A 23,234-nucleotide genomic window follows, 5' to 3' on the forward strand; every position below is an offset into this window, starting at 1 on the left:
GTCCCACCCTGCTCGTGTCGTCCGTCACATCGTGAATGGATGTCGATGGAAGCGCTCCCATGACATCGCCGTTGACGCCGAGCACTCCGTACGAGCTGAGAGCATAGGGAGCCGATGGCAGGAACAGGGAGGGGCCACATGCCCGAGGGTGGGGCGTCCATATCCGACTCGACAGCGAACCCGACAGAGAGCAGGGCACCGGGCACGACACCGAGGGCGGCCGGCGCCCCGGACCCGACGCGGGCCGAGGCGGCGCTGCGCGCGGCTCCCGGCCGCCGTACCAGCCTGCTGGTCACACTCGTACTCGGCGGCCTGACCGCCACGCCACCGCTGGCGATGGACATGTACCTCCCCTCCCTCCCGGAGGTCACGAAGTCCCTGCACGCGCCCGCCGCCACCGTCCAGCTCACGCTCACCGCCTGCCTGGCCGGGATGGCGCTCGGACAGCTGGTGGTCGGGCCGATGAGCGACCGCTGGGGACGCCGCCGCCCGCTGCTCATCGGCCTCGCGGTCTACGTCGTCGCGACCGCGCTGTGCGCGTTCGCGCCCACCGTCGAACTCCTCGTCGCCTTCCGGCTGGTGCAGGGCCTCGCGGGCGCGGCCGGCATCGTCATCGCGCGGGCGGTCGCCCGTGACCTGTACGACGGCATGGCCATGGCCCGCTTCTTCTCGACCCTCATGCTGATCTCCGGGGTCGCGCCGATCGTGGCGCCGCTCATCGGAGGTCAGATCCTGCGGGTGACGGACTGGCGGGGCGTGTTCGTCGTCCTCGTCGGCGTCGGCGTGCTTCTGACGGCCGTGGTCTGGGCGAAGCTGCCGGAGACACTGGCGCCCGCCGACCGGCACCGCGGAGGCGTCGGCGAGGCTCTCGGCTCGATGCGCCTGCTGCTCGCCGACCGGTCCTTCACCGGCTACATGCTCACCGGCGGATTCGCCTTCGCGTCCCTCTTCGCCTACGTCGCGGCCTCCCCGTTCGTGATCCAGGAGATCTACGGCGCCTCCCCGCAGACGTTCAGCCTGCTGTTCGGGCTGAACTCGATCGGGCTGGTGCTCCTGGGACAGATCAACGGCAAGGTGCTGGTCGGCCGGGTCCGCCTCGACCTGGTGCTCGGTTACGGGCTCGCCGTCGTGGTCGTCGCCGCGGGCGTGCTGCTGCTGATGTCGCTGGGCGCGTTCGGCGAGGTCGGGCTGGTGCCCGTGGCCGCCGCGCTGTTCGTCCTGATGTCCGCGATGGGCATCACCCTGCCCAACACCCAGACCCTCGCCCTGCTGCGCACCAGGCACGCCGCCGGCTCCGCGTCGGCCCTGCTCGGTACGACGTCCTTCCTCATCGGCGCGATCGCCTCCCCGCTGGTCGGGATCGCCGGGGAGGACACCGCCGTCCCGATGGCCGTCGTCCAACTGGCCGCCGGTCTGGTGGCGATGGCCTGCTTCCTGGGAATGTGCCGCCCGTGGAAGGGGCGGACGAACGCGAAGGGCGGGGGCATCTGAGCGCGCCGAGACTGCGCCACGGCACCCCGGAACGGGCCGGACTCGACGCCGGGGAACTCCGCCGTCTCGTCCGGGAGGTCCACGCCCGCACCAGTGGTGAGCGCCCCTGGGCGGCGGGCGCCGTCGTGGTCGTCGGCCGCGGCCCGGTGCTCGCCGTGCAGGAGGCGGCGGGCTGGGCCGTGCGCTACGCGGCGTACGACGAGGAGACGGACGCCCCGGTGGACCTGCCGCCGGACGAGCGTGTGCCGATGACCGTGGACACCCCGTTCGACCTGGCGTCCCTGACCAAGCTGTTCACCTCCGTCGCCGCGGTCCAGCAGATCGAGCGGGGCACGCTCGGCATCGAGGCGCGGGTCGGGGCGTATCTGCCGGACTTCACGGCGGCGGCACGGCACGGCATCACCGTCCGGCAGTTGCTCACCCACACCTCCGGGCTGCGCCCCGAACTCCCGCTGTACGACTGCGCCGACGACGCGGAACGGCTGGCGATGCTCCGCGCGGAGCGGCCCGCCGGGGTGCCCGGCACCTACTGCTACTCCGACCTGAACATGCTGCTGCTCCAGCACGTCCTGGAACGCCTCACCGGCCGCACGCTCGACGTCCTGGTGCGCGACGGCATCACCCGGCCGCTCGGCATGACCGCGACCGGCTTCGGGCCGTGCCCGGACGCGGCGGCCACGGAGGACCAGCGGCGGCCGTGGGCCAAGGCGGACCGGGGAATGCTGCGGGGCGAGGTGCACGACGAGAACGCCTGGGCGCTGGGCGGGGTCGCCGGTCACGCCGGCCTGTTCTCCACGGGCCGGGACCTGGCGATCTTCTGCCGCACCCTGCTGGCCGGCGGCTCGCACGGGCCCGCCCGCATCCTCGGCCCCGACTTCGTGGACCTGCTGCTCGCCCCGCCCGGCCTGGGCTTCGCCCTCGACCAGCCCTGGTTCATGGGCCACCTGGCCGGACGCGGAGCCGCGGGCCACACCGGGTTCACGGGCACGTCCCTGGTCCTGGACCGGGCCACGGACACCTACCTGATCCTGCTGGCCAACACGGTCCACCCCCGCCGCCCCCCGGCCGCGGACAACACGCCCAGGGCGGAGGCGGCCACCCGGGTGGCGCGGGCGGTGCGGGGCATCCGGGCACCCGGACCGGGCGGTCCCGCGGACCTGAGAGAATCGTGACGTGAACGCCCCGGCCCACCTGCCCTCCGACCGCCTGCCCGCCGCCGAAGCCCTGCGCTCCGCCCTCGCCGGGCTGCTCGACGGGCTTCCGCCGCGGCAGGCCGCGCAGGCCGTCGAGCGGCTGATCGCCACCTACCGGGGCGCCACTCCCACCGAGGCCCCCATCCTGCGGGACCGGGCCGACGTGGCCGCGTACGCCGCCTACCGGATGCCCGCGACGTTCGAGGCGGTCCGCTCGGCGCTGGAGGCGTTCGCCGACGCGGTGCCCGGGTGGGCGCCCGGCGACCATGTGGACGTCGGCGGCGGCACCGGCGCGGCGGCCTGGGCGGTGAGCGCGACCTGGGACGGGGAGCGGCCCGTGACCGTCCTCGACTGGGCCGAACCCGCACTCGCCCTCGGCCGGGAACTCGCCGCCGCGCATCCCGCCCTGAAGGACGCCCGCTGGCAGCGCTCCCGCATCGGAACGGCGCTCACGATCGAGAGCACCGATCTCGTCACCGTCTCCTACGTCCTCAACGAGCTCACCGCCCCCGACCGCGCCGCCCTCGTCGACGCGGCCGCCGCGGCCGCACAGGCCGTCGTGATCGTGGAGCCCGGCACCCCCGACGGCTACGCCCGCGTCATCGAGGCCCGCGACCGCCTCGTCTCCGCCGGGTTCCACATCGCCGCCCCCTGCCCGCACAGCGCCGGCTGCCCCATCGTCCCCGGCACGGACTGGTGCCACTTCTCCGCGCGGGTCAGCCGTTCCTCGCTGCACCGTCAGGTCAAGGGCGGCTCCCTCGCCTACGAGGACGAGAAGTTCGGCTACGTCGCCGCCACCCGCCGCCCGGTCACCCCGGCCCCCGCCCGGGTCGTCCGCAAGCCGCAGATCCGCAAGGGCCAGGTCCTCCTCGACCTCTGCGAGACGGACCCGGCCCTGCGCCGCACCACCGTCACCAAACGCCACGGCGACCTGTACCGGGCGGCCCGGGACACCGACTGGGGCGACGCCTGGCCGCCCGCGCACGACTGACCGAGCCGCGCCGCCCTTCCCCTCCTCAGTCCCCTTCCTGCTGCTCCTGCTGCTCCTGCCGCCTCTCCTGCAGCTTGCGCAGCAGCTCCCGCTTCTGCGCCTGGGCGTCGAGGCCGCCCCCGACACGGCCGCCGCGTCCGCCCCCGCGCAGGGCCTTGCGGCCCAGGTGCTGCCGGGTGCCGCCGACGCCGAGCATGTTTCCGGCTCCGCCTCGCGTCATGGTCATCTCCTCCCACCTGTACGAGACGTATCGTCTCGTTATCGACGCTTCCACTGTCCGGCGAGACGTACCGTCTTGTCAACCTGATAAATTCGACCCATGGCCCACCAACACTCCGCCAGCCCGTCCGCCCCGGATGCCGCCCGCCGCAGCGAGCGCTCCCGGCTGGCCATCTACGACGCCGCCCTCGCGCTGGTCGCCGAGGTCGGCTACCCGAAGACCACCATCGAGGGCATCGCCGCCCGCGCCGGCGTCGGCAAGCAGACGATCTACCGCTGGTGGTCGTCGAAGGCGGATGTCCTGCTGGAGGCGTTCCTCGACCTGGGTGAGCAGGCCGCCCGGGCCGCCGGACAGGAGCCGCACGCCATCCCCGACACCGGCGATCTCGCCGCGGACCTCAAACAGGTCCTGCGCGCCACGGTCGACGAACTGCACGACCCCGTCTTCGAGGCCCCCTCCCGCGCCCTGGCCGCCGAGGGCGTCGTCAACGAGGAACTCGGCCGCCGATTCGTCGCCCAGCTGCTGGAACCCTCGCTCCAGCTCTACGTCGACCGCCTGCGCTCCGCCCGGGACGCCGGGGACGTCCGCGCGGACATCGACCCGCGCATCGCCCTGGAACTCTTCGTCTCCCCGCTCGCCCAGCGCTGGCTGCAGTACACGGGCCCGATCACCTACGACTACACCGACACCCTCGTCGACTACGCCCTGTACGGCCTCACCCCCCGCTGACCCGGACGCCCGGCCGCTCACCGCCCCAGCGCCGCACTCACCGCCCCCGGCGTCCGTGCCGGGTGCCGGGCCAGCCGGCCCGGGGCGTCCGTGATGATGCCGTCGCAGCCCAGGGCCAGGGCGCGGTCGCGCTGCGCGGGGGTGACGATGGTGTGGGCCCACACCCGGGGGATGCCGGAGCGCACCGCGCGCCCCAGGTCCGCGTCCCGGGCCCTGATGTCGACGTCGAGCAGATCGACGTAGGAGCGCCAGCGCTCGGGGCGGTCGGTGCGCAGCTGGCGGGCCGAGCGCCACAGCTGGGTCAGCAGGCCCAGGTCGTGGATGCGGCGGGCCACCTCGGGGTCGTTGGTGTTCACGAACACCGAGCGCGTCAGCCCGCGGGAGCGGATCAGCGCGGCCAGCCGGTCGACACCGCGCGGGTCCTTCGCCTCCAGCATCAGCACGATCCGCCCGCCGAAACGATCCAGCACCTCGGCCACCGTCGGTGGCCGCTCCGCGCGCCAGCTCCCCGGCAGCCGGTCCCGCGGCCGCAGCCGTACGCCCCGCCACTCCTTGGCGTCCAGGGCCCGCACCTCGCCGCCCAGGAAGGTGGTGCGGTTCAGCGACGCGTCGTGGAAGACCACCGGCGTGCCGTCGCGCAGCACCCGCGTGTCGAAGTCCAGCACCTGCGCCGTACCGCGGCGGTACGCCGCCATCAGCCCCGACATGCTGTTCTCGGGCACCTCCCGCGCCCCGCCCCGGTGGGCGACGTAGGGCACCCGCGGCAGCGAGTCCACCGTCAGCGGTGCGCCGCCCCACTCCAGCGGGCCCGGGTGGCCGCCGCCGTGCCCCGCGAGGGTCAGCGAGACCACGGAGGCCACGGCAGCCAGGCCCGTCGCGACGATGCTTGTGACCATGACGACCACGGTAGGGGCGCACCTCCCGGCGGGGCGCGCTGTGGCACCCGATCCGGTGCACCGCACCCGGCACGCATCCCCTTCGCCCCACCGGGTACCCCTCGTCCCGTCGGTACGGCCTCGTCCCACCTGCGCCGATTGTGGGCTCCGGCCCCCCGATGCGCACGATCGTGGGACCATAGGGCATGCTGTTCCGCACGACGGCGAGGCGAGGGGATAGATGAGCGCGGAGTTCGGCGGCCGAACCGGCCGACAGGGCAGGCTCTCCCAGTGGCTGCGCGGACGCCGCCCGAAGCAGGCCGCCGACGAAGGCGGCCGTGAGACCCTGCTGCTCGCCGCCGCCGCGGCGGGACTTCCACTCGCACCCGCCGCCCATCCCGCCGGATACCGCTGCTCCTGCGACCGCGTGGGCTGTCCCACCCCCGCCCGGCACCCGGTGTCGTTCGCCTGGCAGACGCAGTCCACCACCGACCGCGCGCAGATCGAGCGCTGGGCCCGCCATCAGCCGCAGGCCAACTTCATCACCGCGACCGGCATGGTGCACGACGTCCTCGACGTCCCCCTCGACGCCGGCCACGAGGCGCTCACCCGCCTGCTCGACGCGGGCATCGAGGTCGGCCCCGTCGCCGAGAGCGACGACGGCCGCCTGCTGTTCTTCACCCTCACCCGCGGCACCCCCGAGGACGAGGACGAGTGGTGGCCGTGCGAGCTGGACTGCCACCCCGAGACCATGGACGAGCACCCCGGTCTGCGCTGGCACTGCCGCGGCTCCTACGTCCTCGTACCGCCCGCCCGGCTGCCCGGCAACCAGTCGGTGCACTGGGTACGCGGCCCCGAGCATCCGCTCCCGGACCCGCTGAGCCTCCTCGAGGTCCTCACCGAATCCTGCGCCCGCCACGTCGGCGACCCGTCCGACCAGGCGGGCGCGGCCTGGCCGCTGCGCCGCTGAGCGCGTACCTACTCGCCCTTCGCCGACGTCAGCCCCTGGATCCGCCCCAGGACCTCCACCGCACCGTCGGCCGGATCCAGCGCCACCTCGTTGGAGACGAACTCCATCGTCAGCGACTGCGTGATCTCACCGTCCGTCAGCGCCAGCACGTCCTTGTTCGGCGTCGGCACGGACGCTCCGGCCGCCGCGGTCTGCTTCTCGAAGTGGCGCGTGGTGAAGAACACCAGCGCCCCGCCGTCCTTCGTGCGCAGCGCCAGCGGCGCGTAGTCGCCGTTCGTCATCGGTTCGTCGATGTACTGCGTGACCAGCCCCGGCCGCTCGGCCCGCTTCTCGCGCAGCGCCCGCCAGGCGCTGGTGTGCGGCCCCTCGGCGAACGCGTCCCCGCCGCCCTTCAGATACGTCGCGTAGCCCTGGCTCAACTTGCCGGGCGCCAACGCCAGTTCGGTCGAGTTCGCCGGTACGGCCTCGGCCCAGCCGTCCTCGTCCGTCTTGAACTCCGGTATGTCGTCCGGGGCCACCAGCGTCAGGTACGCCACTTCCCACGGCTCGTCCAGCCCGTCCCGGGTGAACACCAGCAGCCAGCGCGATGCGCCACCCTTGTTGCCGGCCGCGTCCGCGACGAACCAGCGCGGCCAGCCGGCCTTCTCGACGATGGTGAACTTCGCGTCCGTCAGCTTCAGCGGCACGTGGTTGGCGTTGCCCTCCGGGCTGTTGGCCCGCCCCGCCTTCAGCCGCGCCGCGTCGATGTCGGCGAGGGCGCCGGTGGTGTGGTCGGCGTCCAGGGAACCGTCGTACGCCTTGTCGGCGGCGTTGTACGCGGCCGTGAACTCCTCGAGCGCCTTCGCGGCTTGCGCGCGGGTGGTGGCCGGGAGCACCTCGCGCTCGCCGTGCACCACGACACAGCCGCTCGCGGTCAGCGACAAGGCGGACACCGACGCCGCCAGCAGCACGCTCCGGTCAAGCCTGCGGAGCCTGTTGAGCCTTCGAAGGCCGAGATCCCTGCTCATCCGGTTCCGTCACCCTCCCCTTCCCGCCAGGCGAACCTTACCGGGGCGAGGAACGGCGCGAGCGCCGGGACCGGATGAGCGGGACACGACAGGCCGCCGGTCAGGCCGCGGACGGCCGGCCCGGTCCGGCGGCGGTGTGCGGGAGACGCACGAGCGCCGAGTGAACCGCGGGGGTGTGGCTAGCGGTCGAAGGCGGGCAGGGCGAACCGCGCGACGAGCGGGAAGCCGTCCTCCCGGGCGCTTTTCGCGTTCACCGAGTACACGACCGTCCGGGACAGGTCGCGGGTCGCGGCCAGCACCGTGTGGTAGCCGGGCCGGGACCCCGTCTTGCCCCAGATCTCCCTCCCGTTGTGGACGAAGCGCTGCCATGCCATGCCGTAGGTCGCGCCCTCGATCGCGGGGACGGTGAACATCTGGTCCAGCAGCGGCCGCGGCACCACCCGGCCCTCGAAAACGGCGACCAGGAAGCGTTCCAGATCGGCGGTCGTGGAGATCATGTTCCCGGCCGCCCAGCGGTCGGACATGTTCCACTCCGTGACGTCGGTGGTCCGGCCGCCGATGTCCGCGTAGGCCCGGTGGTGCGGGCCGTGGACGCGCGGGTCCGGCCCGGCGGGGAAGCCCGTGTGCCGCATCTCCAGCGGGCGGAAGATCCGTACGTCCGCCTGGTGCTCGTAGCTGTCGCGGGTCACCTTCTCGATCAGCAGGCCGAGCACCGTGTAGTCGATGTTCTGGTACACCTGCCGCTCTCCCGGAGTGAACGCCGGCCCCTTCGCGACGGCCGCGGCCACCACCCGCTCCGGCGTGAGGGTCCGGAACCGGTTGTCGTACATCTCCTCGGTGGTCGAGCCGAGGTTCGCGCCGGGCTTCAGGCCGCTGGTGTACGTGAGCAGGTGCCGCACGGTCGGCGGCTCGGTGAAGGAGGCCGGCAGCAGGCCGGGCAGGTAGCGGGTGACGGGCGCGTCCAGGTCGACCCGGCCCTCCGCGACGAGTTGGAGCACGAGCGCCGCGGTGACCGTCTTGGTCGTCGACCCGGCCCGGAATCTCGCGTTCTCCAAGGCCGGGGCCCCCGTACGCAGGCTCCGGACGCCGGCGGTCCCCGTCCAGCTGCCCTTCCCTCCCACCCGGACGAGGGCCGCCGAGACGTCCCCGTCCGGGATCCCCACGAGCGCCTTCTCCAGCGCGGCGGTGTCGGGGCCGTCGACGGCCGGGGTGGACCCGGCGGACAAGGCCCCGGGGGCCACCGCGACGGGGTGGGCGGCTGCCGCCCCCGCGAGGGGACCGAGGGCCAGAGAGGCCAGCAGCGCGGAGGCGACGACGGTACGGGCACGGGTACGGGTACGGGTACGGGGATTCATGGGCCGGTGCTCCTGCATGTCACGGGGAAGCGCTTCGGACGGACTCCATCCTGGTGATCACGGGCGCCGCCCAGATCCTGCTCACAGAGGAGAGCGCCCCCTCATATCCGGCCCCCGCCCCTCGGGGTCACCCCTAGGTCGCAACCCCGACGACCTAGGACGACCTCGCTCCGCGCGCGATGCTTGAATGCCCCCGTGACTGACTACGACGTGCTGCGCGTCTTCTGCGGCCCCCGGGGCGGCTACGGCAACGAACTCGGTGTCGTCCGCGACGGTTCCGTGCTGCCCGGGCGGGAGGACCGGCAGGCGTTCGCCGCGAAGCTCGGTTTCAGCGAGACCGTGTTCGTCGACGACCCCGAGCGCGGGGTGATCGACATCTACACCCCCACCCTGCGCCTGCCCTTCGCCGGCCACCCCTGCGTCGGCACGGCCTGGCTGCTCGACGTCCCCGAACTCCTCACTCCGGCCGGGGTGGTGGGCGCCCGGCAGGACGGGGAGTTCTGCTGGATCGAGGCGCGGGCGGAGTGGGTGCCGCCGCGCACCCTGCGCCAGTACGCGAGCGCCGCCGAGGTCGACGACCTGCCCGTGCCGCCGAAGGGGGAGTGGATCTACGCCTGGGCCTGGCTGGACGAGTCGGCGGGCCGTATCCGCGCCCGTGCCTTCCCCGGCCGGGACGACGGCATCGAGGAGGACGAGGCGACGGGCGCCGCGGCCCTCCTCCTCACCGACCGTCTGGGCCGGGCCCTGAACATCACCCAGGGCACGGGCTCCCAGATCCTCACCGCCCCGCAGCCGGAGGGCTGGACGGAGATCGGCGGACGGGTCTACCTGGAACGCTGACAGTTCAGCTGCGCGACGAAGGCGCCTCCTCCCCGGAAGGGGCCACCAGGTCGGCGGGATCTTTGCTGTCCAGGCCGAAATGTGATCTTGCAGGAGCCGCACGCGAAGTCTCGATATGCGGAGTGCTGCACCTCACTTTTTGGACAGCACGCGCTGAGCGTATTACCACTATCAGCCAACTCTTGGCTTCACTCTGTGATTCGACTTGTGCGCTCCGCTACACAGTTTGATCACAGCTGCTTCAAATGTGGCCGTTGGGGTGGGAGTTCTGTATGCGTGTGCGGTGGCTCAGTGCTGCCTTGGTGTCAGTACTGGTCGCTGGTTCCGGGCTGACCAGCTCGGTTGCTCCAGCGGCCGCGGCGGCGGCGTGCCCTTCGGGGGTGGAGTCGGATTTCAACGGCGATGGCGTCAGGGACACGGCGATCGCCGACCCGGAGGCGACAGTGGGCGGCCACGAGCGGGCCGGGGAGGTCCACATCGTTTACGGCGGTGACAAAGGCGTCCTGAGTCTCGGTCAGGAGTCACCCGGTGCTCCCGGTGCCGCCGAGCCGGACGACCAGTTCGGTTCCGCACTGGCGGTCTACGACGCGAACCTTGACGGATGCAGTGACCTGGTGGTCGGCATTCCGTACGAGGATCTGTCGGTGAGCTCGGCATCGGGTGAAGTGGTGAACTACCGCGACGCCGGACTGGTGCAGCTCTACTACGGCGCTCCCGCCGGGCTGGGAACCGGCCCCGCCGTGAAGGAGATCAGTGAAGGCGAAGGCAATCACCTGAGCGGGGTTGTCGAGCACGAGGACTGGATCGGCTACTCGCTCGCGGCGGGCAAGTCTTCGAACGGGGTCCCGTTCCTGGCCGTAGGCGCTCCTGGTGAGGACATCGGCACGATCGTGGACGCCGGTGCGGTCTACTACATGTCGGGTGCCGCGTTGACGAAGGTGACGGTGCACCAGGACACCGAGGTCGCCGGGGCGGTGCCGGGTGTAGCGGAGCAGGACGACCGCTTCGGTTCCTCGCTCACGGCGACACCGACCCATCTCGCGGTGGGGGTTCCGGGAGAAGCACTGGGCACGGTGACCTTCGCCGGCGGCGCGGCGGTGTTCAGCCACACACTGGTGTCCGACTCGCCCAAGCCGATTGCCGGTCTGGCGCAGGACCAGGAAGCGATCAGCGGCGAGGGCGAGACGGCCGACCGTTTCGGTACTGCCCTGGCGATGGTTCCCTACCGGCCGTCCGGCGCCACCGGCACCACGGAGTCCCTGTTGGCGGTAGGGGTACCGGGCGAGGACCTGCTGACCACCGTCGATGCCGGGGCGGTGCACTTCTTCCGGCTGACTTCGACCACGGCGACGCAGACGGCGTGGGTCGACCAGAACACCGACGGCATGGAGGGGGAAGCCGAGGCCGGCGACTTCTTCGGCCAGCACCTTGCAGCGGTCAACTCCTCTCCGAATGCGACGAGTACGGCGACCACGACCCGGGTGGCGATCGGCGTTCCGGGAGAGGAATGGCAGCAGGAGGACCTGGAGAAGGGCGGGGTGCAGATCACCCCGTTCGTCGGTCCCCCCGGGGCAGATGACAACTGGGTCGATCCCGGGTACGGCGTGGGCGACGTCGTGGGTCCGCACATGTACACCGGATTGAGCCTGGGACCCACACCGAGCCTGCTCTATGTCGGGGTTCCCTATGGCGAGCCGGACGCACGGGCGGTCCACGGGTTCTCGTGGAACGTCACCAACGGCGGTGCACCCACAGTCAGTTACAAGCCGGGCACTGGTGGCATCCCCGCCGACGGCAAGGCTTTCGGGGCGGTGGTCCGCTGATGGGCACGTGGCCGAGGAGCAGAGCAGCGGAGAGACCGCGGGACTCGATGGGCAGCGGAAGGAGCAGTCGGGTGCCCGGTTCAGTACGGCGGGGTCCAGCGGCGCGTGCCGGGCTGGTCGCTGCGGTGGCCGGCGCGGTCCTGGCCACCACATTGCTCGGGCAGCAACAGCAGACTCCGACCGCCGGCGAGGACCGGGTCCCGGTCGCCGGCGATCGGCCCGCAGCGGCAGAGGAGACCGCGCTCGAGACGGCGTCGACCACGGGCGAGCCGGTCGAGGTGACGTCACTGCGCTCGGAACGACGTGAGGTGTTCGCGCAGCCCGACGGTTCCTTCGTCGCCCGGGAGTACACCGAGCCGATCCACACCGTGCAGGACGGCAAGTGGGTTGACGTCGACGAGACGCTGGTCGAGCACACGGACGGCAGCTGGGGCCCGAAGGCCACCACGGTGGACCTGACGTTCCAGGCAGCCGACGCGGACAAACCGTTCGTGACGTTGCGCCGCGCAGGACGGGAGCTGTCGCTGTCCTGGCCGTACGGTGACCTGACGGCACCGAAGGTCTCGGGCGACACGGCTACGTTCGTCGACGCACTGCCCGGTGTCGATCTGACGGTCCGAGCGGAGGCCGACGGCTTCGGCCACCTGCTGGTGGTCAAAACACCCGAAGCAGCGGCCGCCCCGCAGCTGGCGACGATCGACCTGGGTCTCAGGACCAAGGGGCTGAACGTCGCCGAGAACAGCGCAGGATCGCTGGTGGCCGAGGACGCAGTGGTGGGCGGCGCGGTGTTCGAGGCCGGCCGTCCCTCGATGTGGGACTCCTCCGCCCCCGCCGAGGCGGCGGCGAAGAGCAGTGGACCAGCCGGCGTGTCCCGCTCCCTGGATACCGCGGCCCGGTCCGGCGGCTCGGTCGGTGAGCCCCCTCTGGACGGGGCAGGTGGTGGGGGCCGTACGGCCCCGCTCGGTGTCGAGGTCAGCGAGGACAAGCTGACCCTGATCCCGGACAAGGCACTGCTGACGGGCAAGGACACGGTCTTCCCCGTCGTCATCGACCCGATCCAGCGCACCACCTCGCGCACCGCCTGGACAGGCGTCATGTCCGGTATCCCGGGCGAACAGGACTGGAAGTACTCGGGAAGCGCCGGGGTGGGGAAGTGTCCTACGGACTACAACCCGATCTCCTGCAACGGTGTCGGCGTACGCCGTCTGTTGTTCACGATGCCGGTGTCGTTCTACCGGGGCAAGCAGATCCTGGGCGCGACGTTCTCCGCCCGGGTGGAACACATCTACAGCGCCGAGCCGGCCGCGGAGCCGATCCAGCTGTACAGAATCGGTGGCAAGAACTACTCGATCACCTCGTCCAGTGACTGGAACTCGACGAAGGACGACTGGTCGGACCACTTGCAGACGGTCGACGAGGCGATCTCTCCGTCCTCCTGCTCCAGCTCCAGCCAGGCCAATCTGCATTTCGAGAGCGGCGCGAGCGGTGAGCTGACGAGCGAGGTGAAGACGGCGGCAGCGGATGGCTGGTCGTCGATGACGCTGGGGCTGCGTGCGGGGGACGAGTCGGGGTTCGCCGGATGGAAGCGGATCTGCGGCAACGCCTACCTCTCGGTGAGCTACAACAGCCTGCCACGGCAGATGTCGACGAAAACGATGTCGTCCGATCCGGGGGGCTCGTGCAAGTGGGGCAGTACTCGTCCCTACGCGGAGAAGCCGCCGAAGCTGAGTGCGGCGGCCTCGGACCCGGACCACGGCAACGGCCGCACGGACAAGGTGAAAGTCCAGTTCAAGGTCGCGTGGACCGCACCTGGCGCCTCCAGTGAAACGTCCTACACCTATGACACGGGCTACATGGCGCCCACCTCGCAGAACAGGTTCACGCACCAGGTGCGGGAGTCGATTCCGCAGAACGTGGTGATCTACTGGAGCGCCCGTGCCCACGACGGGGACGGATGGGGTCCGTGGAGTACGGACGGGGACCCGCAGCGGTGCGAGTTCATCTACGACAAGACCAAGCCGGGGAAGCCGAATGTGCTCTCCACGCAGTATCCGGCCGACACCGTCTGGCACGACGGCGTCGGCACGGCAGGATCGTTCACGTTCTCGCCGAACCCGAACGACAGCGTGCCCGACACCGACGTCGTGAAGTACCGCTATGGCTTCAACAGCGACGCGTCCCCGGCGACGACGGTGTCGGCTTCCAAGGCCGGAGGACCGGTCTCGTTGACCTTCACGCCGGCGAAAGCCGGGCGTAACTGGGTCGACGTGGTAGCGGTGGACAAGGCGGAGAATCCCAGCACTTTGGCCCGCTACGAGTTCCTGGTCACCGAAGGCAGGCCCGCCGTGGCGCAGTGGAACCTGGCAGACCGGACAGGTAGCACCGATGCGCACGACGAAAGCGGAACCTTCTCGGCGAACACAGGTCCAGGAGTGACATTCGGGGTCGAAGGCCCTGGCGGCAAGGTGGACGCGGCAGCGCGACTGGACGGAACTTCAGGGGGCTACCTGGACGCCGGTGAGACCGTCGTCGACACCTCCAAGAGCTTCAGCGTCAGTGCCTGGGTGCGGCCCACCGCGCTCGACAAGGACATGACGGTGGTCAGCCAGAACGGCACCGGGGAGCCGGGATTCACTCTCGGTTACGATGCGGCGGCCGGAACCTGGGCGTTCTCGCTGCCCTCCACCGATGTCCAGGCGCTGGGGGAGTGGAAGGCGGTGTCCACCGGCGTCACCCCGGTCAAGGACCAGTGGATGCTGCTGACCGGTGTCTATGACGCGCACGCCAGTGGCGGTCCCGAGGCCCGTATCCACGTCAACGAGCACTTGAAGGGCACCGTTCAGCGCCGCTCGGTATGGCGTTCGTACGGTCCTCTGCAGATGGGACGGGCCACGGCGAAGAGTGGTTACCGGGATCACTTCACCGGGGACCTGGCCGAAGTACGGGTCTTCGACCGGGTGCTGCCGGCGTCTCAGGTCGCCGAACTGATGACGGTCAAGCCGCAGCGCAAGGGTTACTGGCAACTGGACTCGGTCACGGGTACGGCCTCGGCCGAAACCGGCGGTGGGCAGGCGCTCAACCTGGTGGGCGACGCATTCGTCTACCGGCCCGCCGACCCGCTCTTCGACACCGCTGCCCTGGTCGGAGCCGGACACCTCGTCCTGGACGGGGACGGGGACTACGCTTCCACCGCCGCGGCGACGGTGAACGGCAACACCAGCTTCACCATCAGCGCGCGTGCGCAGCTGACGTCACTGAACCCGGAGAAGACCCAGACGGTGTTCTCAATCCCGGGTTCCACGATCAACCGGCTGGCGGTGCGGTACCGGCCTGCGGCCGATGCGAGTACTCCGGCCATGTGGGAGCTGGTCGTCCCGGAGACCGACTCGGCCACGGCCACGGTCCAGACGTACGTGGACGATCAGGAACTGCCCAGCGGTGAAGGCTCCGGCCAGCATCTGGCAGTGGTGTACGACGCCTTCGCCAACGAGATCCGCCTGTACGTCGAGGGCCAGCTGGCATCGACCGCCTACGGGCCCAACGACACACTGTGGGCCACCTACAGCGGCCTTCAGGTGGGCCGGTCGGTGTTCAACAGCAGCCAGAACTTCGCCGGCGCCATCGACGAGGTCCGTGTCTACAACGGGGCCCTGGACCCGTCGGCGGTAAGGAAAGCCGCTCAGCTCACGGCGATGCCCGACCTGTAGCCCTCCGAACATCCGAGGTGCCCCGGAGTGCCCGGGCACCTCGGCTCCCCTCCAGCTCTCGCCTCCCTCCAGCTCCTGCGTGTGTCGTCCTCGACCCGGCCGATGCATGCCTTCTCACACCCGTGGAGATTGCGATGCCGTTCCGTGGCCGGTTGCTCTACCGCCGTTTGCCCAGACGCGTGTTGACCCTTGCCGGCCTCGGCCTGACCATGGCGCTGTCTGCGTCCTCGGTGCAGCCGGTGGCCTTCGCCGAGGACGAGCGCGCCACGAGGCCGGGTGTCCACGACGCGGACGAGCTCGTCAAGGGCTGGAACGCGAAGCCCGCGAAGAAACGGAAGGACACCTCGCGCAGCAGCGAGGTGAAGCGGCTCGAGACCAGTTCCTGGCCCCGGCAGGGCCGGGTGGAACTCGCCGTCGCCGGCTCAGGCTCCACCACCATGACCGAGGAGGCAGGACGGCTGCCGCTGTCTGCCGCGGCACCGTCGGGCAAGACGAACAAGTCTCAACGGCCCGCCAAGGTCGCCGTCAACGTGCTGGCACCGGAGCGAGCACGCTCCCTGGGCGCGGCTGCCGTGCTCGGTGTCGAGCGCGCCGACCGGAAGGACACGCCCGGCAAAGTACGTTTGAGCGTCAACTACGCCGACTTCGCCGAAGGCTACGGAGGAAGCTACGCCTCACGTCTGCGTCTGGTGCAGCTGCCGGTCTGCGCGGCCGTGGCAATCCCGGGCAGCGAGAAGTGCCCCGAGCAGCCGAAGGCGCTGCCCACCCGCAACGACCTGAAGTCCAGCACTCTCTCCGCGGATGTCACCGCCGCACCGGACCCTTCCGGCGACTCCACGCTGGCGGCGGCCACCGGCGTGTCGCTGCTGGCGGTGGCGGCCGGACCGTCGTCGGCCCAGGGCACCTACAAGGCGACCGCCCTGGCACCGTCCGCAAGCTGGACGGTCTCACCGTCCTCGGGCGCGTTCTCCTGGAGCTATCCGCTGCGCAGCGTCGCCACTCCGGGCGGGCTGACCCCGTCACTGGGGCTGGGCTATTCCTCGCAGGCGGCGGACGGGCGTACCTCGGCCACCAACAACCAGGGCTCATGGATCGGTGACGGGTTCTCCTACGACCCCGGCTACGTCGAACGCCGTTACAAGCCGTGTTCCGACGACGGGCACGAGAGCTCCGGCGAGCAGTGCTGGGCGTACGACAACGCCACCTTGATGCTCAACGGCAGCGCGAGCGAGCTGGTCAAGGACGACACCACCGGCAAGTGGCATCTGAGCAGCGACAACGGCACCAAGGTCGAGAAACTCACCGGCGCCACGAACGGTGACGACGACGGCGAGCACTGGAAGATCACGACGCCGGAGGGCACCGAGTACTACTTCGGCCAGAACCGCCTGCCGGGCTGGGCCAGTGGCGACGAGGAGACCAAGTCCACCTGGACCGCCCCGGTCTTCGGAGACGACTCCGGTGAACCCTGCCACAACGCGGCCTTCACCAGCGCGCACTGCAAGCAGGCCTGGCGCTGGAGTCTGGACTACGTCAAGGACTCCCACGGCAACGTGATGTCCTACTTCTACGAGCCGGAGACCAACCACTACGCGCTCAACGGCAAGACCGACGTCAACGGAACCGCCTACCACCGGGGCGGTTACCTCAAGCGCATCGACTACGGTCAGCGTGACGGCCAGGTCTACGCCGCCAAGGCCCCGGCCCGAATCACCTTCACGGTTGCCGAACGCTGCCTGCCCACGGCCGACTTCGACTGCGCCACTTCCAAGCGGACCAAGTCGAACGCCTCCTACTGGCCCGATGTTCCCGTCGACCAGGAATGCGCATCGGGCACCAAGTGCACAGTGGGCCAGACGTTCTTCACCACCAAGCGCCTGACCGGCATCACCACCCAGATGCGGAAGGACACGACCACCTATCAGGACGTCGACCACTGGGCCTTGAACCACCGCTTCAACGACAACGGCGACGACTCCAAGACGCTGTGGCTGGAGAGGATCAGCCACGAGGGCCGGGCCGGCACCGCCGTCAAGCTTCCGGAGATCGAGCTGCTCGGTGAGCAACTGGTCAACCGGGTCGATGCTGTCGGCGACAATATCGCGCCCTTCCACCGTGACCGGCTCGCCACCGTCGTCAGCGAGACCGGTGCTCAACTCGACATCAACTACGCCCCCACCGACTGCGTGAAGAGCGCCCTGCCCACGGCCGGGGAGTCGACCAAGCGGTGCTATCCGGTGAAGTGGGCCCCGCCCGGCCACATCGAGCCGATCACCGACTGGTTCCACAAGTACGCCGTCGCCGAGATCATCGAGTCCGACACGACCGGTGGCAGCGAACGGCAGGTCACCCGCTACGACTACTCCGGCGGCAAGGGCGCCTGGCGCAAGGCCGAACCGGACGGAATCACCGACGAGAAGTATCTGACCTGGGGTTCCTGGCAGGGATACGACAAGGTCAAGGTCACCAGTGGCACGGCGGACAAGCAGACCACACGGATCGATTACACCTTCCTCCAGGGCATGAACGGCGACAAGGGTCCCTCCGGCGCCACTCGATCGGTGAAGGTGAAGGACTCCACCGGTACCGAGTACACCGACCACGAGGAATTCACCGGTCACGAACTCGAAGTCGTCACCTATGACGGTTCCAAGGCAGTCTCCCGGACGATCAACGAGCCGTGGAAGCACACCACCGCCACCGAAACCCACAGCTGGAACACCACCACGGCCAACCTCGTCAAAACGCTGACCTCGCGGGGCTACGAGTTGCTCTCGGGCGGCGGCTGGCGCGAGACCAAGACCAGGATCTACGTCGACACCGCCACCGGCACCGGCCGCACCACAGCCGTCGACGAGTACGGCGACCTCGCGACCGACACCGACGACAAGTGCACCCGCACCTGGTACGCCGACAACACCGCCAAGAACATTCTCACTCTTCCCCGTCGCAGCCAGTCCCTCTCCGTCGGCTGCAGCGTCACCCCCGACTACAAGACGCACATCCTGGCCGACGAACGCACCTCCTACGACGGCGGCTCCTACGGCACACAGCCGACCAACGGCGACGCCACCAAGACCGAACGCGTCACCGCCCACGACGGCACCACCGCGACCATGCAGGTCACGGGGACCACCACCTACGACGCCTACGGCCGGCCGCTCACCCAGAAGGACGCCGACGGCAACGAGACCAGGACCGAGTACACCGAGACCAACGGCCTGCTCACCCAGGCCAAGGTCACCAACGCCCTGGGCCACGTCACCACCACCGACTACGCCCCCGCCTGGGGCCTGTCCACCGGTCAGACCGACCCCAACGGCAAGCGCACCGACCTCGCCTACGACGCGCTGGGCCGGCTCACCTCGGTCTGGCTGCCCGACCGGCAGAAGGCGCAGACCCCGAGCATCAAATACGGCTACACCGTCCGTAAGGACAAGCCGACCGTCGTCCTGACCCAGAAGATCGAGGACAACAGCTCCTACGGCACCGAGTACCAGCTCTTCGACAGCCTGCTGCGCCCCCGTCAGATGCAGACCGAGGGACCCGCCGGCACCCGTATGGTCGCCGACACCTGGTACAACGGCACCGGAAAGATCCACAAAACCAACTCCACCTACAACGCCGCCGGGGCGCCCTCCACGGAACTGCTCCTGGTCCGCGAGGGCGAGACCGGCGCCCAGACCCGCCACGAGTACGACGGCCTGGGCCGCCCCACCGCGGAAATCTTCGCCGTGGGCAACGTGGAGCAGTGGCGCACCACCACCACCTACGACGGCGAACGCACCCACACCGACCCGCCGGCGGGCGGCATCGCCAGCACCTCGATCACGGACGTCGCCGGGCGCATGACGGCCCTGTGGCAATACCGGAGCGACAAGCCCGATCCGGCGAGCGGCTACGACGTCACCAAGTACACCCACACCCCGGCCGGCCAGCTCGAGACGGTCACCGACGCCGAGGACAACACCTGGAGCTACGAGTACGACCAGCTCGGCCGCAAGACCAAGACCGTCGACCCGGACGCCGGCACCTCGAAGTTCGAATACGACGGACTCGACCGGCTGGTCGCGGTCACCGACGGACGCGGCAAGAAGACCTCCACCCAGTACGACGCGCTCTCCCGCCCGACCTTCACCTGGGAGGGCGAGCCCAACACCGGCGTCAAGCTCACCGAAACCCGCTACGACAGGGCGAACTGGCTCGGCCAGCCCTACGCCTCCCTGCGCTACACCTCGCCGACCGAGTACTTCGCCACAGTCACCCAGTCCGTGGACGAGTTCTACCGTCCGCTGCAGACGGCCTACTCCGTACCCGCGTCCCAGGGCGCGCTGTCCGGCAGGTACGTCTTCACCACCAGCTACAACCGTGACGGCACCGTGCAGGGCGCCGGCCTGCCCGCGGCGGGCGGCCTGTCGGCCGAGAACCTCGAATACGGCTACGACGAACTGCAGCGGCCGGTCACGATGTCCGGCGCCACTCCGTACGTCACCCATACCAACTACTCCAAGCGCAGCCTTCTGCTCGAACTCGATCTGTACGCGGGCAGCGGCAAGAAGATCCAGCAGACCTTCGAGTACGAGCAGGGCACCGACCGGCTGAAGACGTCCACCGTCGACATCGTCGGTACCACCGCCCTGACCAAGCACACCGGCTACACCTACGACCAGCACGGCAACGTCCTGTCCATCGCCGACACCCCCGGCAGCGGCACGACCGATGTGCAGTGCTTCCGCTACGACGACCGCCGGCGACTGGCCGACGCGTGGACACCGGCCGCTACGGCCACCACCGCGGCAGGAACCGGCACCGTGGACAGCACGGAGCTGGACGCGTCCAAGCCCTCGGCCTGCACCGCGGCCCCCGGCGCGTCCGCGCTGGGCGGCCCGGCACCGTACTGGAAGTCCTACTCGACCGACGCCATCGGCAACCGCACCTCCGAAACCATCCACGACACATCGCTGGACGCGGCCAAGGACATCACCCGCACCTACACCTACGGCGCCGCCGGCACCGCGGGCGACGGCCCGCACCAGGTGACCAAGGTCCTGGAGAAGACCCCGACCGGAGACCGCCAGTCCACCTACGAATACGACGCCTCGGGCAACACCACCCAACGCACCATCGGCGGCAACATCCAGAACCTGACCTGGGACGCCACCGGCAAGCCCACCAGCGTCAAGGACAGCGCAGGAGAGACCACCTTCCTCTACGACGCCGGCGGCAACCGGGTCCTGCGCAAGGACCCCGAAGCCACCACCGTCTACCTGCCCGGCATGGAACTCTCCCTCGCAGCGGGCTCCTCCACGGTCAAGGCCACCCGTTACTACTCCCACGCCGGACAGACCGTCGCCGTCCGCACCGACGACGACAAGCTCTCCTTCCTCGCCGCCGACCACCACGGCACCGGCGAAATCGCCATCGATGCCGCCACCGGCGCCGTCACCCAGCGCCGCTTCGATCCCTACGGGAACGAGCGCGGCAAGGCGACCGGTACCTGGCCCGGTGAGAAGGGCTTCATCGGCGGCACCATGGACGCCTCCACCGGCCTGACCCACCTCGGGGCCCGCGAGTACGACCCTCAACTGGGCAGATTCATCTCGGTCGACCCGATCATCGAGTTCACCCGTCCCCAGCAGATCAACGGCTACGCGTACGCCAGCAACAACCCCGTCACGCTGTCCGACCCCAGTGGCATGCGCGAAGCCGAATGCTCGATGAGGCTGATCGACTGCGACAGCAGCGGTCCCACCGGGAAACAGTTGGACGGAGACACCCCGCTGTCCGAGGAGGAGAAGGAGTACTACCAGGCCCAGGGCAGGCAGGCGATCGCCGAGGCGCAGTACGACGACGCCAAACAGCGGACCCAGCAAGCGGCCAAAGCACTGGTCAAGATCGTCCGGGACATCCTCGGCGTCGACGCGGCCCTGGACTGCCTCTCGACCGGCGACATCGGAGCTTGTGGCGAAACCCTCCTCAACGTGGCGGGGAGCTTCGCCGGAGGCCTCGCGGGCAAGGTCCTCGCCAAGTACGGCGCTCCCTGGGACTGGGCCAAGGGCTACCGCCTCGCCAAGAAGGTCGTCGGCCTCGTCGACGACCTGATCGACGGCGCCCGGTCCATGTGGCGCGCTTCCGCGGCCCGCGAGAAGGCCAGAAACGCCGTCTCCGCCGCCTACAGCAAAGCCGCTGACTTCATAAAGAAACGCAAGAACGCCAAACCGAAGTGCCACAGCTTCCTGCCCGGCACCAAAGTCCTCACCAAGAACGGCAAGACAAAGCCGATCGAGGACATCGCCCCCGGCGACAAACTGATCGTCACCGACCCCGAGACCGGCAGGACCGTCGTCCGCGAAGTCGCCGGCACGATCGTCACCGAGGACGACAAGCACTTCGTCGACCTCACCATCACAACCAAGGACGGCGGCAGGCCCGCGTCGCTGGTGTCCACCACGACCCACCCGTTCTGGTCACCGTCCGAGAACGCCTGGATCGAGGCCGGCGACCTCAAGCCCGGCATGACCCTGCGAACCGCCGACGGCGACCAGGTGACCCTCGCCACCACCCGGCAATTCGAGAAGCGCCAGCTCACCCACGACCTCACGCTGACCGAGATCCACACGTACTATGTGCTCGCAGGGGCCACACCGGTCCTGGTTCACAATTGCGGCGGTGCTCTGCTTAATCGAGCCCGCGAGCTTTATGCAACGCGGGCCGACGAGGCATCGACAGTTGCGGTTGCCCGAGTTCGTAACGTGAATACGGGTCGATCTGAAACGTGGGTTGCAACTGAACGCACCGGTCTGCCCGATGAATGGAGGGGCGGCAATGCGCCGCTGCGCGGCGAGCGCTACATCCCCGGGCAAGGCCATGCCGAGGCTACGATCATGAATCGCCTGGGGAGCGACTGGGAGATCACAGGGATGGCTTCGTCGACTAGGATGTGCCCTGCATGCTTCGCGCAAGCGACAGGTCCAGGCGTGGGCCTCACACCAAGCCCGATCGGCAAGGGCACCGGAGTGTCGAGTACTGGAAACACGCCATGGCGAGTGGTTCTAGGGGGTGGCGGCTGATGGACTTGTGGAGCCTGACCGGAGGGCTGTCTCTCGCCAGGATGCGACCCATCCTTGAGGTTGCGGGGGCCTCGCACCTGGCAGAGATCGATGACATCGTCGCTGGGTGCAGCGGTCCAGCAGTTCCTGGAGGCGCAGAGAAGATCGCCTCGCTGAGGAGCTGGCGAAGCGAGATCGGCGCCCTGGAGGACTCGTCTGACCCGTCATATTTTCAATCGACAGCTGCTGGCGTAGCGATACTGGTGGCGTCGCACGAGCTGCCTTCAGACGATCGCGAATGGAGGATCAGATCCAGCGTGGGAAACTTTTGGGATTCCTGCGATGATCTGTTGCAGGCTGGCGGCGGATACTCAAGGGCTGAGTTTCAGGGAATCAAGACGACTCTGCGGGGAGTAGAGGACATATGGCGCGAGGGTGATTTCCGCTTGTTGTCCGAAGAGGGGGTCGATGTCGCGGAATTGTACGCGGAACGCCTCTCTAAGATTCGCTCCAGTTACCCGAAGCGTCGGCAGATTGCGCGAGTCGTAGCGGAGTGTGCCGAGTGGAATACTCCGACAATTTCCCCGTGATTCCTGGCGGGGTTATCGGAATCTGGTAGCAGTGCGACGGAGCCCTCATCGACAGTGATGTCGATGAGGGCTCCGTGCCGTTTGACGGCAACGCTGACGGCAACGTCAGCGGACGGCGACCGCAGTGGGCGGGTCGTCAGGGTCGTCGTCCTGACTGCCGAGGGCGTGGCCCAAGGCGTCGATGGCGTCCCGCTGGAGTCGGAGTCGTACGTGGGCATAGACACCGGCGGTGACGCCGATGTGGGCGTGGCCCAAAAGCTCCTTGATCACGACGAGATCGACGCCTTGCTCCAGGAGCGGGTCTGTACGGTGAGCGGTGTAACTCCCGAGCTGGAAGCGACAGTTGATGACTGACGTGGCGAGTGACATCGAGGCCGGGGAGGCCGTTGTGAGT

13 protein-coding genes and 1 pseudogene are annotated in these 23,234 nt (G+C 69.6%); 9 read left to right on the forward strand and 5 right to left on the reverse strand.

Features of this window, described 5'->3' with window-relative positions; translation table 11 throughout:
• Positions 1-138: 138 nt before the first annotated feature.
• The 3 genes from IE178_RS23975 to IE178_RS23985 are packed head-to-tail and all read left to right on the forward strand — an operon-like array spanning position 139 to position 3,675.
• A complete protein-coding gene (locus tag IE178_RS23975) occupies positions 139-1,491 on the forward strand; it encodes a multidrug effflux MFS transporter (protein ID WP_193513732.1) in 1,353 nt (450 codons plus the stop codon).
• Positions 1,452-2,663, forward strand: a complete 1,212-nt coding sequence (locus tag IE178_RS23980) for a serine hydrolase domain-containing protein (protein ID WP_193513733.1) — start codon at positions 1,452-1,454, stop codon at positions 2,661-2,663. The genes IE178_RS23975 and IE178_RS23980 overlap by 40 nt, the downstream gene beginning before the upstream one ends.
• Position 2,664: 1 nt before the next feature.
• Entirely contained in the window at positions 2,665-3,675 is a 1,011-nt protein-coding gene (locus IE178_RS23985; protein ID WP_193513734.1) for a small ribosomal subunit Rsm22 family protein, read from the forward strand.
• A 25-nt stretch (positions 3,676-3,700) separates the two neighbouring features.
• Here the strand turns inward: IE178_RS23985 and IE178_RS23990 are convergent, their stop codons facing one another.
• Positions 3,701-3,895 carry a DUF6243 family protein gene (locus IE178_RS23990; protein WP_193513735.1) on the reverse strand — a complete coding sequence of 65 codons (195 nt, stop codon included), beginning with the start codon at positions 3,893-3,895 and terminating at the stop codon, positions 3,701-3,703.
• Between the two features lie 99 nt (positions 3,896-3,994).
• Between IE178_RS23990 and IE178_RS23995 the strand changes: the two genes are divergently transcribed.
• Positions 3,995-4,624, forward strand: a complete 630-nt coding sequence (locus IE178_RS23995; protein WP_193513736.1) for a TetR/AcrR family transcriptional regulator — start codon at positions 3,995-3,997, stop codon at positions 4,622-4,624.
• Between the two features lie 17 nt (positions 4,625-4,641).
• Here IE178_RS23995 and IE178_RS24000 read toward each other — a convergent pair whose 3' ends face one another.
• Positions 4,642-5,520, reverse strand: a complete 879-nt coding sequence (locus tag IE178_RS24000; protein ID WP_193513737.1) for a glycerophosphodiester phosphodiesterase — start codon at positions 5,518-5,520, stop codon at positions 4,642-4,644.
• A 220-nt stretch (positions 5,521-5,740) separates the two neighbouring features.
• On the opposite strand from IE178_RS24000, the gene IE178_RS24005 reads away from it, so the two are divergent.
• The gene (locus IE178_RS24005) at positions 5,741-6,469 is read left to right on the forward strand and encodes a bifunctional DNA primase/polymerase (RefSeq protein ID WP_193513738.1); all 729 of its coding nucleotides are present in this window, start codon (positions 5,741-5,743) and stop codon (positions 6,467-6,469) included.
• Between the two features lie 8 nt (positions 6,470-6,477).
• On the opposite strand, the gene IE178_RS24010 is transcribed toward IE178_RS24005, so the two are convergent.
• The gene (locus IE178_RS24010; RefSeq protein WP_193513739.1) at positions 6,478-7,476 is read right to left on the reverse strand and encodes an SCO2278 family lipoprotein; all 999 of its coding nucleotides are present in this window, start codon (positions 7,474-7,476) and stop codon (positions 6,478-6,480) included.
• 179 nt (positions 7,477-7,655) lie between these two features.
• Positions 7,656-8,831, reverse strand: a complete 1,176-nt coding sequence (locus tag IE178_RS24015; RefSeq protein ID WP_193513740.1) for a serine hydrolase domain-containing protein — start codon at positions 8,829-8,831, stop codon at positions 7,656-7,658.
• 195 nt (positions 8,832-9,026) lie between these two features.
• On the opposite strand from IE178_RS24015, the gene IE178_RS24020 reads away from it, so the two are divergent.
• The 4 genes from IE178_RS24020 (at position 9,027) to IE178_RS24035 (ending at position 22,271) form a co-directional block, all read left to right on the forward strand.
• On the forward strand, positions 9,027-9,671 hold the full coding sequence (locus IE178_RS24020; protein ID WP_193513741.1) for a PhzF family phenazine biosynthesis protein: 645 nt from the start codon (positions 9,027-9,029) through the stop codon (positions 9,669-9,671).
• A gap of 380 nt (positions 9,672-10,051) precedes the next feature.
• Positions 10,052-11,494, forward strand: a complete 1,443-nt coding sequence (locus IE178_RS24025) for a VCBS repeat-containing protein (protein WP_193513742.1) — start codon at positions 10,052-10,054, stop codon at positions 11,492-11,494.
• Between the two features lie 71 nt (positions 11,495-11,565).
• Complete coding sequence (locus IE178_RS24030) at positions 11,566-15,201, forward strand: LamG-like jellyroll fold domain-containing protein (RefSeq protein ID WP_193513743.1); 3,636 nt, start codon at positions 11,566-11,568, stop codon at positions 15,199-15,201.
• A gap of 179 nt (positions 15,202-15,380) precedes the next feature.
• Complete coding sequence (locus tag IE178_RS24035) at positions 15,381-22,271, forward strand: RHS repeat-associated core domain-containing protein (protein WP_318280220.1); 6,891 nt, start codon at positions 15,381-15,383, stop codon at positions 22,269-22,271.
• Positions 22,272-22,945: 674 nt separating this feature from the next.
• Here the strand turns inward: IE178_RS24035 and IE178_RS36165 are convergent.
• Positions 22,946-23,234, reverse strand: a pseudogene (locus tag IE178_RS36165) (hypothetical protein); the annotation flags it as partial.

Origin of the sequence: Streptomyces griseoloalbus (genome assembly GCA_014650015.1) — a bacterium.
Taxonomy (GTDB): Bacteria; Actinomycetota; Actinomycetes; order Streptomycetales; family Streptomycetaceae; genus Streptomyces; species Streptomyces griseoloalbus.